This window comes from Streptomyces sp. NPDC002867 (assembly GCF_053591895.1).
In genome coordinates this window covers 1-12,617 of the sequence record NZ_JBSFUR010000011.1, presented here as the reverse complement: position 1 = coordinate 12,617, position 12,617 = coordinate 1, and the positions used below count along the sequence as shown (strand labels likewise).

The following is a 12,617-nucleotide window of genomic DNA, read 5'->3' as shown; positions in this document are numbered from 1 at the left end:
CGTCGCGGTGGCCTCGGCAGTGCCTCAGTAGGCGCTGTTCACGTTGTCCATGGAGCCGTAGCGGTCGGCCGCGTAGTTGCAGGCGGCGACGATGTTGGCGACCGGGTCGTACTGGTCGTGCTTGGTGCCCGGCACGTGGTACGCGTCGAAGGTCGGCTTGATGACCTGCAGCAGGCCCTTCGACGGGACACCGTTGATCGCGTTGATGTCCCAGTTGTTGATGGCACGCGGGTTACCGCTGGACTCCCGCATGATGTTGCGGTGGATGCCCTCGTAGGTGCCGGGGATGTCGTGCTTCTTCATGATGGACAGCGCCTCGCGGATCCAGCCGTCCAGGTTGTTCGGGTAGGTGACCTTCGCGGGCTTGCGCGCGGCGGACCGGCTGGCGGCGGCCTGCTCGGCGGCACGCTTCTTCGCGGCGGCCTCCGCCTTCTTCTTGGCCTCGGCCTTCTTCTTCGCCTCGGCCTGCTTCTTGGCCTCGGCGGCCTCTGCCTTCTTCTTCGCCTGCGCGGCCTTGAGCTGGGCCTCGAAGGCGGTCTGCTGGTTGGCGATGCTCTCCTGCACCGCGGCGGCCTGCTTCTCGTTGACCTTGAAGGCCACGGGGGCGGCCGCGGCCACCTCGGTCGTCGTGCCGGCCTCGGCGTCGGCGGGAGCCAGGGACAGCGCCAGAGCGGCGGAAGCGGCGACGGCGACACCGGTGACCGCGGCCTTGCGCGATCGGAGACGACGGAGAGCGGCGGTGTTGAACGCGGACATACAGACGTACCTCTTCGAATAGCGGAAAGTCGCTCCAGGCCGGTTCGGCTCTGCGCTGTTCGGAAGCGACGTCGGCAATTCTTAGCGGCAGCAAAATCCGCTGGCAAAGGTGTGACGTACGATCCGCGGTAGTGGATCACGTTGATCCCAAACGTCCGATTCATGCCTCCTGTCCCCGCTCACGCGCCCTTTATATACGCACTAAAGAGGTTCGTAAGTGACCTACGTCCTATGCGCGGGCTCACATCGGGCACGCGACGGTCTCACCGTGTGTTGCTTCAGCAATCCAGTGAGTGAGGGGCGTCGTCCGGAAGCACGAGATGGACGTCGCCGAACTCGTGCCAGAGATAGCGATTCCTCAGCGCTTCGGAGTACGCGCAGGTCAGCGCCGCCTCGCTGGCGATCGCTCCGAGCATCAGCAGATGCGACGCCGCCGGCTCGTGCAGCCCGGTCAGCAGGCCGTCGACCACCCGCACCCCCCACCGCGGCGTCACCACCAGATCCGTCCACCCCGCCGCGGGCGCCACCACCCCCGCCGGGTCCGCCGCCGACTCCAGGGCCCGCACCGCCGTCGTCCCCACCGCCACGACCCGGCCGCCCGCCGCCCGGGCCGCGTTCACCAGCCACGCCGTGGTCGCCGGCACGTCGAAGCGCTCCGGATACGGCGGCTCGTGCGCCTCCGTCGACGCCACGCCCGTGTGCAGCGTGACCGGCGCGAACTGCACGCCCCGGCTCACCAGCTCCGCCACCAGCGGCGCGGTGAAGGGCCGCGCGGCGCTCGGCATCTCCGCCGACCCCGAACCGTCGGCGGAGGGCAGCGCGAAGACCGTCTGGTACGCGGCGAGCGGCTGGTCCCCGGCCGTGTACCCGTAGCGGATCGGCCGCCCGTGCCGCGCCAGCAGCCCCGTCACGCCGACCGACACCGACGCCCACCACAGCCGCCGCGCCCCCGGCGCCAGAGGCTCCTCCAGCACCAGGTGCGCGCCGCCCGGCAGCCGGACCACCGCGCCGCGCGGCCCGCCCGGGCGCGGGGCCGTACTCCCCGAGCCGTCCGGGCGCCGCAGCTCCACCGCCCACCGCAGGTCGTCCCCCTGCGTGGAGAAGTGCACCACCACCGGCTCGCCGCCCACCCGGCCGTCCACCGCCGCCGCCAGCGTCGACGACGTGTTGACGACCAGCACGTCACCCGCCCGCAGATGCCCCGGGAGATCGCGGAACGCGTGGTGCGACACCCGCGTCCCGCGTGAGACCAGCAGCCGTACGTCGTCGCGCCCCGCACCCCGCTCCTCCGCGGGCACCCGCGCGGACAGTTCCTCGGGGACCCTCAGCGCCTCCAGCACGACCCTTCCCTCCGGCACCGTCCTCATCGGGACCCCAGCAGCGCGGCAGCGGTGTACCGGCCACTGGCCGGACGCTGCGAGAGCAGCCGCAGGAAGGCGGGCACCACGGACCCCGGAGACGGCCGCGGCTCGTCGTCGTCCGGGACAGCAGCCGCATAGAGGTCCGTCGCCATGTCGCCCGGATCGACGCTCCACACCCGCAGCCCCGGCTCCTCCACGGCCAGCACCGCGGCCAGCTGGTCGAGCGCCGCCTTCGACGCCCCGTAGCCGCCCCACGTCTCGTACACCTCCGCCGCCGCGTCGGAGCTGACCGCCACCACCGCCCCCGCCGGCGACCTGCGCAGCATCGGCAGCGCCTCCTGCACCAGACCCAGCGCCGCGACCACATTGGTCTCCAGCGCCGCCCGCAGCCCGTCCAGGGCCAGGGCCTCCAGCCGCACCAGCGGCTCCGCTCCCAGCGCGCTCGCGTTGCTGACCACCAGATCGAGGCCGCCCAGCTCAGCGGCCGCCGCCACCAGCGCCGCACGGTGCGCGGCGTCCGTGACGTCCCCCGCCACCGGCACCACCCGTGTGCCGTGGACACCGGCCAGCCGGGCGCTCTCCTTCAGTACGTCCCCGGTGCGGGCCCCGAGCACCAGGTCCCAGCCCTCCCTGGCGAGACCGGCGGCGAGCGCGCGGCCCAGCCCCTTCGACGCCCCTGTGATCACCGCAACCGGCATGAGACCCATCCCCTTCGCCGTACCGCTCCTGTGTGGTGCCGCCAACGTAGGAACGCGGAGGGGCCCGCCGCCTCGTGCCGCGGCCCCTTCCCGCAGGGGCATTTCGGCCTACGCCCCCCGGCCTAGGCGGGGGCGGTCCCGGGGCCGATACGCACTGTCACAGCCCGCCGGTACGGTGAGGTCATGAGTCACCGACCGAGCTCCGGCCTGGCCGCCGTGAGCACCGCGCTCCTCGCCATGAGCAGGCATCTCGAGGTGCGCGACGTGCTCAAGACGATCGTGGCCTCCGCCCGCGACCTCCTCGACGCGGAGTACGCGGCGCTCGGTGTGCCCGACGACCACGGCGGCTTCGCGCAGTTCGTGGTCGACGGCGTCAGCGACGCCCAGTGGAAGGCCATCGGCCCCCTGCCGCGCCAGCACGGCATCCTCGCCGCGATGCTGCAGGAGGCGAAGGTGGAGCGGCTCGCCGACGTGCGCAAGGACCCCCGCTTCGAGGGCTGGCCGTCCGCCCATCCCGAGATGTCCGACTTCCTGGGCCTGCCCATCAAGGATGGCGACGAGGTCATGGGCGCGCTGTTCCTCGCCAACAAGCGCTGCCCCAGGCAGGACGGAGGCTGCGGCTTCACCGAGGACGACGAGGAACTGCTCGGCATCCTCGCCCAGCACGCGGCCATCGCCCTCACCAACGCCCGGCTGTACGAGCGCAGCCGCGAGCTGACCATCGCCGAGGAGCGCTCCCGCCTCGCCCACGAGCTGCACGACGCGGTGAGCCAGAAGCTCTTCTCCCTGCGGCTCACCGCCCAGGCCGCCGCCGCCCTGGTGGACCGCGACCCGGGCAGGGCGAAGGGCGAGCTCCAGCAGGTCGCCGAGCTCGCCGCCGAAGCGGCCGACGAGCTGCGCGCCGCCGTCGTCGAGCTGCGGCCCGCGGCCCTCGACGAGGACGGCCTCGTCAACACGCTGCGCACCCAGATCCAGGTCCTCGACCGTGCGCACACCGCCAAGGTCACCTTCGACACCTGCGGGGTGCGGGCCCTGCCCGCCGCCCAGGAGGAGGCCCTGCTGCGCGTCGCCCAGGAGGCCCTGCACAACGCGCTGCGCCACTCCGGCGCGGACCGGGTCGACGTCGTGCTCGTACGCCGCGGCCAAGGTGCCCTGCTCAGCGTGACCGACGACGGCAAGGGGTTCGAGCCCCGCACCGTGCGCAGGGCCGGGCGCCATCTCGGGCTCGTGTCGATGCGGGACCGGGCGGGCGGCGTCGGCGGCAGACTCAGCGTGGAATCGGAGCCCGGCAAAGGCACCACGGTCGAGATGGAGGTCCCCGGTGGCTGACAGGAAGATCCGCGTGCTGCTGGTCGACGACCATCAGGTGGTGCGGCGCGGGCTGCGCACGTTCCTCGAGGTCCAGGACGACATAGAGGTGGTGGGGGAGGCCGGCGACGGTGCGGAGGGCGTCGCGCGGGCCGAGGAGCTGAAGCCCCACGTGGTGCTGATGGACGTGAAGATGCCGGGCATGGACGGCATCGAAGCCCTGCGCAAGCTGCGCGAGCTCGCCAACCCGGCCAAGGTCCTGATCGTCACCAGCTTCACCGAGCAGCGCACGGTGGTCCCGGCGCTGCGCGCGGGCGCGTCGGGCTTCGTGTACAAGGACGTCGACCCGGAGGCCCTGGCCGGCGCCATCCGCTCGGTCCACGCGGGCCACGTCCTGCTCCAGCCGGAGGTCGCGGGCGCGCTGCTGTCCGAGGACGACTCACCGGGCGGCACGGGCCGCGGGGGCAACCTCACGGAGCGGGAGCGCGAGGTCCTGGGGCTGATAGCCGACGGCCGGTCCAACCGGGAGATCGCCAGGGCGCTGGTGCTCTCCGAGAAGACGGTGAAGACGCACGTGTCCAACATCCTCATGAAGCTCGACCTGGCCGACCGCACCCAGGCGGCGCTCTGGGCGGTGCGGCACGGACTGACCGGCTGACCCGGACGGTCAGGGTCCGGTCCACGTCCGTTGAACGTCTCGGGCCACACGGTGAACGTGTCCGGCCTCCTCGACCCGGCCTCCGGCACCACGAGCCTGAACGCCTGACGCCCCGGCCCCGGGCGGCCGGCCGCCGGCGCCCGACGGACCACGGCCGCGAGCCGACGTGCCCGTCGGCCGACGCGGGCGGCTCCCCGGCCGCAGGGCCGCAGGAGTCACCGCGCGCAGGGCGTCACGGGGTCCGGGCGGAGCCCCGGCCTCGGGAGGACACGTCACCCCCGCTGCCGCTCCTCCACATACGCGTTGTACGCCGCCACCTGCGCCCTCCGCGCCACCCGCTCCACCGGCCGCAGCGCCTCTCCCCGCGCCGCCATCTCCGCCGCGCTCACCGCACCGCCGTGCCCGTTCTCGTACGCCACCGAGATCAGTAGTCCGATCCGCTGCGCCAGCTCCAACACCCGCACCGCACGCGGCGGGTAGCCCGGAGCCAGCGTCTCCGCCGCCCCGCGCTCCGAGCGCGCCCGGTACGCGTCCACCGCCGCCTCCGCCAGCGGCCCCGACGCGGCCACATCGAGACGGGTCAGCGTCGACGTCGCCTCGCGCAGCGCCTCCGCGAGCTCCCGCTCCGCCTCGCCGAGCGACGGCACGTCCGCGGGCGGCGCCTCCTGCACCGGCAGGCAGTGCCACAGGACGTCCACGTGCACGTCTCCGGCCGGACCCGCCTCGCGGATCTCCGGCACCAGCCCGTACGCCGCTCCCGTCGCGACGACGGCCTCCTCGGTCTCCAGCGCCCGCGCGTTGAACTCGGGCGGGCCGCTCAGTCCGAGCGGATGCCCCGGCGCGGGCAGAGCCACCCGGTAACCGGTCACGCCCAGCGCCCGCAGCCGCCCGAGCGCGAGCGTCAGCCCGACCGGACCGGCCTCGCCCGGCAGTCCCTCCACCCGGTGCACGGCATCGTCGCCGACGATCGCGTGCACGGCGTCGTCCGGTGAGACAAGTCCGGCCAAAAGGGCGCTTCCCCATGCCGCCAAGCGGCCTGAACGCGGTTCCGAAAGCATGCTCCCAGCCTAGGCGTGCCCGGCGGGCACCCCCTAGCACGGGACCGGGCGACCGGAGCGCCCGGCAGGTGGCGTAGGTTTTCCCTGGGTGCTGTGCCCACAGGCGCACAAACCGCCCACACGCACCCGAAGGCCTCGACGATTGCATGGGGAGACAACGCGCTCATGAGCGATGTACTGGAGCTGGTGGACGTATCCGTGGTCCGCGACGGACGCGCTCTGGTGGACGACGTCTCCTGGTCGGTCAAGGAGGGTGAGCGCTGGGTGATCCTGGGCCCCAACGGCGCCGGCAAGACCACCCTGCTCAACATCGCCTCCAGCTACCTCTTCCCCAGCAGCGGCAGCGCCCGGATCCTCGGTGAGCAGCTCGGCGGCGTCGACGTCTTCGAGCTCCGCCCGCGCATCGGCATGGCCGGCATCGCCATGGCCGACAAGCTCCCCAAGCGCCAGACGGTCCTGCAGACCGTCCTCACCGCCGCGTACGGCATGACCGCCACCTGGCACGAGGACTACGACGAGGTCGACGAGCGGCGCGCCCGTGCCTTCCTCGACCGGCTCGGCATGACCGAGTACCTCGACCGCAGGTTCGGCACCCTCTCCGAGGGCGAGCGCAAGCGCACCCTGATCGCCCGCGCCATGATGACCGACCCCGAGCTGCTCCTCCTCGACGAGCCCGCCGCCGGCCTGGACCTCGGCGGCCGCGAGGACCTGGTGCGCCGTCTCGGGCGGCTCGCCCGCGACCCGTACGCGCCCTCCATGATCATGGTGACCCACCACGTCGAGGAGATCGCGCCCGGCTTCACCCACGTCCTGATGATCCGGCAGGGCAAGGTACTTGCCGCCGGCCCGATGGAGACCGAGCTGACCTCCCGCAACCTCTCCCACTGCTTCGGCCTCCCGCTCGTCGTCGAGCGCAACGGCGAGCGCTGGACCGCGCAGGGCCTCCCGCTCGGCTGAACTCCCTGAGAAACAGGGGCAGAAGCACGCGCGACCCGCGTCGCCCCCTGTCCGGACCGTGACCGGCGGACCTACCATGACCACGTGGACATCGACGCATGGGTGTGGTGGCTGATCGGCGCGGTCGGACTGGGCATTCCGCTCGTGCTGACCGCGATGCCCGAATTCGCAATGTTCTCCGCGGGAGCCGTGGCCGCGGCCGTCGTCGCGGCGCTCGGCGGCGGATCGGTGGCTCAAGTCCTCGTCTTCGCCGCGGTGTCCGTCGCGCTCATCGCGGTCGTACGCCCCATCGCGGCCCGACACAGAGCCCAGCAGGGCCCGCGATTCGCCAGCGGTGTCGATGCCCTGAAAGGCCGTCAGGCCGTCGTCGTCGAACGGGTCGACGGCAACGGCGGCCGCATCAAGCTCGCCGGCGAGATCTGGTCCGCCCGCTCCTTCGACGCGTCCATGTCCTACGAGCAGGGCCATCAGGTCGACGTGGTCGAGATCGACGGAGCCACCGCCGTCGTGATGTGAGCGCGGCGACGGCACTCCACGCGACGACGACCGCAGCCACCCCCCGGCGAACGGACCGAACGGACCGAACGGACCGAACCTTCCGAACTGCCCGCAGCACAGCCTCTGTTCTGGGAAACTGATCATCACGGCCGTCAGATCCGACCTCAGCTCGATCCGCAGAAATCGCAGAATCATCCGGCAGCGAAGGGCACAGGGAACGCGATGCAACCGATCATCATCGTCCTGATCATTCTGGTGGTGCTGGTCTTCATCGCCCTGATCAAGACGATCCAGGTCATCCCGCAGGCCAGCGCCGCCATCGTGGAGCGGTTCGGACGCTACACCCGCACTCTCAACGCGGGCCTCAACATCGTCGTCCCCTTCATCGACTCCATCCGCAACCGCATCGACCTGCGCGAGCAGGTCGTCCCCTTCCCGCCCCAGCCGGTGATCACCCAGGACAACCTGGTGGTCAACATCGACACCGTCATCTACTACCAGGTGACCGACGCCCGGGCCGCGACCTACGAAGTCGCCAGCTACATCCAGGCCATCGAGCAGCTCACCGTCACCACCCTGCGGAACATCATCGGCGGCATGGACCTGGAGCGGACCCTGACCTCCCGTGAGGAGATCAACGCCGCGCTCCGCGGAGTCCTCGACGAGGCCACCGGCAAGTGGGGCATCCGCGTCAACCGCGTCGAGCTCAAGGCCATCGAGCCGCCCACCTCCATCCAGGACTCGATGGAGAAGCAGATGCGCGCCGACCGGGACAAGCGCGCCGCCATCCTCACCGCCGAGGGCATCCGGCAGTCGCAGATCCTCACCGCCGAGGGCGAGAAGCAGTCCGCGATCCTCCGCGCCGAGGGTGAGGCCAAGGCGGCGGCCCTGCGCGCCGAGGGCGAGGCCCAGGCCATCCGTACGGTCTTCGAGTCCATCCACGCGGGAGACGCCGACCAGAAGCTCCTCGCCTACCAGTACCTCCAGATGCTCCCGAAGATCGCCGAGGGCGACGCCAACAAGCTCTGGATCGTGCCCAGCGAGATCGGCGACGCCCTCAAGGGGCTCTCCGGAGCCATGGGAAACTTCAACCCGATGGCCGGCATGGGCGGCGGACCGAGCAAGGCGGGCAACGGGAACGGCAGCGGCACCGAGCGCCGCGAACAGCCCCCCATCGACTGACGCCGGCATCCCTTCGTGCATGATCGTTGAGGCCCCTCGACCTTGATGGCGGGGAGGCGTCTCACCGATCGTGGAGGAGATGGCGTTGTCCATCTGGGAGTCACTGGCGATTTTCGCCGCCGGAATCGGCGCCGGCACCATCAACACCATCGTCGGCTCGGGGACCCTGATCACCTTCCCCGTACTGCTGGCCACCGGGCTGCCGCCCGTCACCGCCACGGTGTCGAACGCCCTCGGGCTCATCCCGGGTTCCGTCAGCGGCGCCATAGGCTACCGGGAGGAACTCAAGGGCCAGCGGCCCCTCGTGACGCGCCTCGGCATCGCCGCCGCGATCGGCGGCCTCGGCGGAGCCGTCCTGCTGCTGATGCTCCCGTCGACCGCCTTCGAGACGATCGTGCCCGTCCTCGTCGCGCTCGCCCTGGTCCTCGTCGTGCTCCAGCCCCGCATCTCGACCGCCGTCCAGCGCCGCCGCGCACGCAACGGCACCCTCACCAAGACCGACGGCGGGCCCGTCCTCTTCGGCGGCCTTCTGCTCGCCAGCGTGTACGGCGGCTACTTCACCGCGGCCCAGGGGATCATCTACCTCTCCCTCATGGGCATGCTGCTCGACGACACCATCCAGCGTCTCAACGCCGTCAAGAACGTCCTCGCGGCGATCGTGAACAGCATCGCCGCACTGTTCTTCCTCTTCGTCGCCGACTTCGACTGGACCGCCGTCCTCCTCATCGCCGTCGGCTCGGCGATCGGCGGCCAGTTCGGCGCGAAGATCGGCCGCAAGCTGCACCCCACCGCACTGCGCGTGTTCATCGTGGTCGTCGGCACCAGCGCCATCGTGCAGCTGCTCCTGCGCTGAGCGCCGGTACGCGAGGGAGCCCCGCCCCCGATCCGTACGGGGACGGGCTCCCTCACGAGACACCACGGCGCCTGCACCACGGCCGCCGTCGCGGGCTACGCGGCGGTGTCCGCCGCCAGCCAGTCCGGCAGGGCCGCCCGCTCACCCGACCTCATCCCGAGGAGCATCGCCTCCGCCGGCGACGGCACGAACGGCTGGTGCAGCAACGGCATACCCGCCTGCTCCGGCGTACGGTCCGCCTTGCGGTGATTGTCCTCGGCACACGAGGCCACCGTGTTCAGCCAGGAGTCGGCACCACCGTGCGACTTCGGCACCACGTGGTCCACGGTCGTCGCGCGCCTGCCGCAGTACGCGCACCGGTGCTGGTCCCTGACCAGCACACCCCGCCGTGACCACGGCGCCTGTCTTCGGAACGGCACCCGTACGTATCTGCAGAGCCTGATCACCCGGGGCACCGGAAGATCGACGGCGGCCGCGCGGACACGGAGACCGGGGTGGGCCTGCTCGACGACGGCCTTGTCCTGGAGCACCAGCACCACCGCGCGGTTGAGTGTCACCGTCGACAGCGGCTCGAAGCTCGCATTCAGCACCAACGTGTCCCGCATCTCGCCCACCTCCCGTTCGCCGGCCCAGCCCCGTCGGCGGGCATCGGGCTCGGATCAACTCTCGCCGGGCGCGCCGAGATGGACAACGCAATATCTGTGCCTTCCGGGAGAGCGAACCCCCGGCCCCCGGCAACAAAACTGCCCTGCCCTGATCTCTCCAAGACCAGGGCAGGGCAAACGGAAAACGAACAATCAGCTCTCGGCGGGCCCCTCGTACTCCGCGATCACGTGCGCGCGGGCGAGCGTGTGGAAACGCAGGTTGAAGCCCACCACCGCAGGCGAGGCGTCCGCGTCCGGTCCGAGCTTCTCGCTGTCCACCGCGTACACCGTGAACACGTAACGGTGCTTCTCACCGGCCGGGGGAGCGGCACCCCCGAAGTCCTTCGACCCGTAGTCGTTGCGGGCCTGGATCGCGCCCTCGGGCAGCCCCTCGAACTTCCCGGTGCCCGCGCCCGCCGGAAGCCCGGTCACCGACGCCGGGATGTCGAACACGACCCAGTGCCAGAAACCGCTGCCCGTCGGAGCGTCCGGATCGAAACACGTCACGGCGAAGCTCTTGGTCTCCGCCGGGAAGCCCTCCCACCGCAGATGCGGGGACGTGTTGCCCGCCGCGTAGACCTGGGCGTCCTTCAGAACCGACCCCGGCTCGATGTCGTCGCTCACCACCGTGAACGACGGCACCGGCGGGTGGAAGTCGTGCGGAAGCGGCGCACGCTTCAGCTCGGTCACGTCAAAACCTCCGATTCGGCTGTCCTGCGTCCTGGCCCCGAGCCTAGAGCCAGTTGCGACGGCCACCGACGTCGGCGAGCCACTGGTTCAGGTAAGCGGCCCAGTCGGTCGCCGCGAAGTCGTGGTGCCCGACCTTGAACGCCTTGTACGAGTCGCTGCTCTCGCTGAACAGACCCGGCTTCTTGTCCATCTCCAGGACGACGTCCATCTCGCGGTCGTCCGCGACGAACGTCAGCTCGACCTGGTTGAGCCCGCGGTACTGCTGCGGCGGGAAGAACTCGATCTCCTGGTAGAACGGCAGCTGCTGCCGCGTCCCGCGGATGTGACCGCGCTCCATGTCCGCGCTCTTGAAACGAAAGCCCAGCTGCACGAACGCGTCGAGGATCGCCTGCTGCGACGGCAGCGGATGCACGTTGATCGGGTCGAGGTCTCCCGAGTCCACGGCACGCGCGATCTCCAGCTCGGTCGTCACACCGATGCTCATCCCGCGCAGTTGCTGCCCGGCGATCGACGTGACCGGCGTCTCCCACGGGATCTCGAGACCGAACGGCACCACGTGCACCGCGCCGGCCTTGACCTCGAACGCGCCACCGAGCCGCTGCTTGGTGAACTCGACGTCCTGCTTGACCTCCTGATCACCGCTTTCGACCTCGACACGCGCCTGAAGGCCGACGGACAGCCCCTCGATCTGCTGATCGACCGAACCGCCCTGGATACGCACCTCGCCCTGGACGACTCCCCCCGGAACGACGTTCTCCTCGGTGAGCACCGTCTCGACGGACGCACCACCGGCGCCGAGGCTCGCGAGCAGCTTCTTGAAGCCCATGTCCACTCCTTCTAGGTCCTGACCCCTACATACGCCCGACGACCGTAGTCGGTTCCCCGGTACGCTCGAAGCAATGATCGAGAGCTTCGACCGTACGCCGCTGGCCCGCTCCTTCTTCGACCGCCCGGTCCTGGAAGTGGCGCCCGAACTGCTGGGCCGCACGCTGATCCGCATGACGGAGGACGGCCCGATCGAGTTGCGCCTCACCGAGGTGGAGGCGTACGCGGGCGAGTCCGACCCCGGCTCCCACGCCTACCGCGGCCGGACCGCCCGAAACGAGGTGATGTTCGGCCCGCCCGGACACGCGTACGTCTACTTCACCTACGGCATGTGGCACTGCCTCAACGTGGTGTGCGGCCCCGAGGGCAAGGCGAGCGGAATCCTCCTGCGGGCGGGGGAGATCCAGGTGGGCGCGGAGCTCACTCGCCGTCGACGTATCTCGGCCCGCCATGACAAGGAACTGGCCAAAGGCCCGGCCCGTCTGGCCACGGCCCTCGACGTCGACCGCGCCCTCAACGGGGCGGACCTCTGCGACGGTCCCGCCGGGCCGCTGACCCTCCTCCAGGGCCGCCCGCCCTCCCCTGACCAGGTCCGCAACGGCCCACGGACGGGTGTCGGCGGCGAAGGGGCGTACCACCCGTGGCGCTTCTGGATCGAGGGCGACCCCACGGTGAGCCCGTATCGGGCCCACACGCCGCGCCGCAGGGCAACTTGACTCGGTACGGCGAGACGCCTAACGTAGCCCGAGCCGCTTGAACGGGGCACTGCTTTTCAGCAGCTCCGGAGCGGCCATCCACTACTGACGACGAACCCGAACGGGTGCGATTTCGGCATGCCGAAATTCGACCTGATCGACTCGATTATGAGGCTCCGGGGAAATCAGCTAAAGTAGTGGCCACGCCGAAAGGGAAAACGCGAAAGCGAAGAACCGAAAGCGATCCCGCCGGCCGGGAATCGGACACGAAAGAGTCTGATAGAGTCGGAAACGCAAGACCGAAGGGAAGCGCCCGGAGGAAAGCCCCAGAAGGTTCTGAGGGTGAGTACGAAGGAAGCGTCCGTTCCTTGAGAACTCAACAGCGTGCCAAAAATCAACGCCAGATATGTTGATACCCCGTCCATCTCCGGATG

The 12,617-nt window shown here is 70.6% G+C and carries 15 protein-coding genes; 8 read left to right on the top strand and 7 right to left on the bottom strand.

The annotated features are described in order from the left end of the window. Positions 1-24: 24 nt before the first annotated feature. The 3 genes from ACWD0A_RS13400 to ACWD0A_RS13390 all read right to left on the bottom strand — a co-directional run bounded on the left by ACWD0A_RS13400 (position 25) and on the right by ACWD0A_RS13390 (position 2,815). Positions 25-756: a transglycosylase SLT domain-containing protein gene (locus ACWD0A_RS13400; protein WP_451297589.1), complete on the bottom strand. Its 732-nt coding sequence runs from the start codon at positions 754-756 to the stop codon at positions 25-27. 278 nt (positions 757-1,034) lie between these two features. Then, positions 1,035-2,123: an S-adenosylmethionine:tRNA ribosyltransferase-isomerase gene (locus ACWD0A_RS13395; RefSeq protein ID WP_451297587.1), complete on the bottom strand. Its 1,089-nt coding sequence runs from the start codon at positions 2,121-2,123 to the stop codon at positions 1,035-1,037. Beyond that, positions 2,120-2,815: an SDR family NAD(P)-dependent oxidoreductase gene (locus tag ACWD0A_RS13390; protein WP_451297585.1), complete on the bottom strand. Its 696-nt coding sequence runs from the start codon at positions 2,813-2,815 to the stop codon at positions 2,120-2,122. The genes ACWD0A_RS13395 and ACWD0A_RS13390 overlap by 4 nt, the downstream gene beginning before the upstream one ends. 183 nt (positions 2,816-2,998) lie before the next feature. On the opposite strand from ACWD0A_RS13390, the gene ACWD0A_RS13385 reads away from it, so the two are divergent. Genes ACWD0A_RS13385 through ACWD0A_RS13375 form a run of 3 tightly spaced genes read left to right on the top strand, consistent with a single transcriptional unit; the run spans position 2,999 to position 4,889 of the window. Then, a complete protein-coding gene (locus ACWD0A_RS13385) occupies positions 2,999-4,144 on the top strand; it encodes a GAF domain-containing sensor histidine kinase (RefSeq protein WP_451297583.1) in 1,146 nt (381 codons plus the stop codon). Further along, a complete protein-coding gene (locus ACWD0A_RS13380; RefSeq protein WP_451297581.1) occupies positions 4,137-4,781 on the top strand; it encodes a response regulator in 645 nt (214 codons plus the stop codon). The genes ACWD0A_RS13385 and ACWD0A_RS13380 overlap by 8 nt, the downstream gene beginning before the upstream one ends. Positions 4,782-4,811: 30 nt before the next feature. After that, positions 4,812-4,889 carry a chaplin family protein gene (locus ACWD0A_RS13375; RefSeq protein WP_451297862.1) on the top strand — a complete coding sequence of 26 codons (78 nt, stop codon included), beginning with the start codon at positions 4,812-4,814 and terminating at the stop codon, positions 4,887-4,889. Between the two features lie 164 nt (positions 4,890-5,053). Here the strand turns inward: ACWD0A_RS13375 and ACWD0A_RS13370 are convergent, their stop codons facing one another. Next, a complete protein-coding gene (locus ACWD0A_RS13370; protein ID WP_451297579.1) occupies positions 5,054-5,839 on the bottom strand; it encodes a hypothetical protein in 786 nt (261 codons plus the stop codon). A gap of 165 nt (positions 5,840-6,004) precedes the next feature. On the opposite strand from ACWD0A_RS13370, the gene ACWD0A_RS13365 reads away from it, so the two are divergent. The 4 genes from ACWD0A_RS13365 to ACWD0A_RS13350 all read left to right on the top strand — a co-directional run bounded on the left by ACWD0A_RS13365 (position 6,005) and on the right by ACWD0A_RS13350 (position 9,329). After that, entirely contained in the window at positions 6,005-6,796 is a 792-nt protein-coding gene (locus tag ACWD0A_RS13365; protein WP_451297577.1) for an ABC transporter ATP-binding protein, read from the top strand. 84 nt (positions 6,797-6,880) lie between these two features. Beyond that, the gene (locus tag ACWD0A_RS13360; protein WP_451297575.1) at positions 6,881-7,312 is read left to right on the top strand and encodes an NfeD family protein; all 432 of its coding nucleotides are present in this window, start codon (positions 6,881-6,883) and stop codon (positions 7,310-7,312) included. Between the two features lie 204 nt (positions 7,313-7,516). Continuing rightward, a complete protein-coding gene (locus ACWD0A_RS13355) occupies positions 7,517-8,476 on the top strand; it encodes an SPFH domain-containing protein (RefSeq protein WP_365991747.1) in 960 nt (319 codons plus the stop codon). Between the two features lie 79 nt (positions 8,477-8,555). Further along, positions 8,556-9,329 carry a sulfite exporter TauE/SafE family protein gene (locus tag ACWD0A_RS13350; RefSeq protein ID WP_451297573.1) on the top strand — a complete coding sequence of 258 codons (774 nt, stop codon included), beginning with the start codon at positions 8,556-8,558 and terminating at the stop codon, positions 9,327-9,329. Positions 9,330-9,424: 95 nt separating this feature from the next. On the opposite strand, the gene ACWD0A_RS13345 is transcribed toward ACWD0A_RS13350, so the two are convergent. The 3 genes from ACWD0A_RS13345 to ACWD0A_RS13335 all read right to left on the bottom strand — a co-directional run bounded on the left by ACWD0A_RS13345 (position 9,425) and on the right by ACWD0A_RS13335 (position 11,489). Further along, positions 9,425-9,934 carry an HNH endonuclease gene (locus tag ACWD0A_RS13345; RefSeq protein WP_177148973.1) on the bottom strand — a complete coding sequence of 170 codons (510 nt, stop codon included), beginning with the start codon at positions 9,932-9,934 and terminating at the stop codon, positions 9,425-9,427. Positions 9,935-10,126: 192 nt separating this feature from the next. Further along, on the bottom strand, positions 10,127-10,663 hold the full coding sequence (locus ACWD0A_RS13340; RefSeq protein ID WP_451297571.1) for a YbhB/YbcL family Raf kinase inhibitor-like protein: 537 nt from the start codon (positions 10,661-10,663) through the stop codon (positions 10,127-10,129). A gap of 43 nt (positions 10,664-10,706) precedes the next feature. Further along, on the bottom strand, positions 10,707-11,489 hold the full coding sequence (locus ACWD0A_RS13335; protein WP_451297569.1) for a sporulation protein: 783 nt from the start codon (positions 11,487-11,489) through the stop codon (positions 10,707-10,709). Between the two features lie 73 nt (positions 11,490-11,562). Between ACWD0A_RS13335 and ACWD0A_RS13330 the strand changes: the two genes are divergently transcribed. Beyond that, positions 11,563-12,204 carry a DNA-3-methyladenine glycosylase gene (locus ACWD0A_RS13330; RefSeq protein ID WP_451297567.1) on the top strand — a complete coding sequence of 214 codons (642 nt, stop codon included), beginning with the start codon at positions 11,563-11,565 and terminating at the stop codon, positions 12,202-12,204. Positions 12,205-12,617 lie beyond the last annotated feature (413 nt).

What these genes read in the sequence shown, in the direction of transcription:
- ACWD0A_RS13345 (WP_177148973.1), bottom strand. Translation starts at nt 9,934, where the DNA reads ATGCGGGACACGTTGGTGCTGAATGCGAGCTTCGAGCCGCTGTCGACG.
- ACWD0A_RS13370 (WP_451297579.1), bottom strand. Translation starts at nt 5,839, where the DNA reads ATGCTTTCGGAACCGCGTTCAGGCCGCTTGGCGGCATGGGGAAGCGCC.
- ACWD0A_RS13400 (WP_451297589.1), bottom strand. Translation starts at nt 756, where the DNA reads ATGTCCGCGTTCAACACCGCCGCTCTCCGTCGTCTCCGATCGCGCAAG.
- ACWD0A_RS13395 (WP_451297587.1), bottom strand. Translation starts at nt 2,123, where the DNA reads ATGAGGACGGTGCCGGAGGGAAGGGTCGTGCTGGAGGCGCTGAGGGTC.
- ACWD0A_RS13385 (WP_451297583.1), top strand. Translation starts at nt 2,999, where the DNA reads ATGAGTCACCGACCGAGCTCCGGCCTGGCCGCCGTGAGCACCGCGCTC.
- ACWD0A_RS13355 (WP_365991747.1), top strand. Translation starts at nt 7,517, where the DNA reads ATGCAACCGATCATCATCGTCCTGATCATTCTGGTGGTGCTGGTCTTC.
- ACWD0A_RS13390 (WP_451297585.1), bottom strand. Translation starts at nt 2,815, where the DNA reads ATGCCGGTTGCGGTGATCACAGGGGCGTCGAAGGGGCTGGGCCGCGCG.
- ACWD0A_RS13350 (WP_451297573.1), top strand. Translation starts at nt 8,556, where the DNA reads ATGGCGTTGTCCATCTGGGAGTCACTGGCGATTTTCGCCGCCGGAATC.
- ACWD0A_RS13335 (WP_451297569.1), bottom strand. Translation starts at nt 11,489, where the DNA reads ATGGGCTTCAAGAAGCTGCTCGCGAGCCTCGGCGCCGGTGGTGCGTCC.
- ACWD0A_RS13365 (WP_451297577.1), top strand. Translation starts at nt 6,005, where the DNA reads ATGAGCGATGTACTGGAGCTGGTGGACGTATCCGTGGTCCGCGACGGA.
- ACWD0A_RS13330 (WP_451297567.1), top strand. Translation starts at nt 11,563, where the DNA reads ATGATCGAGAGCTTCGACCGTACGCCGCTGGCCCGCTCCTTCTTCGAC.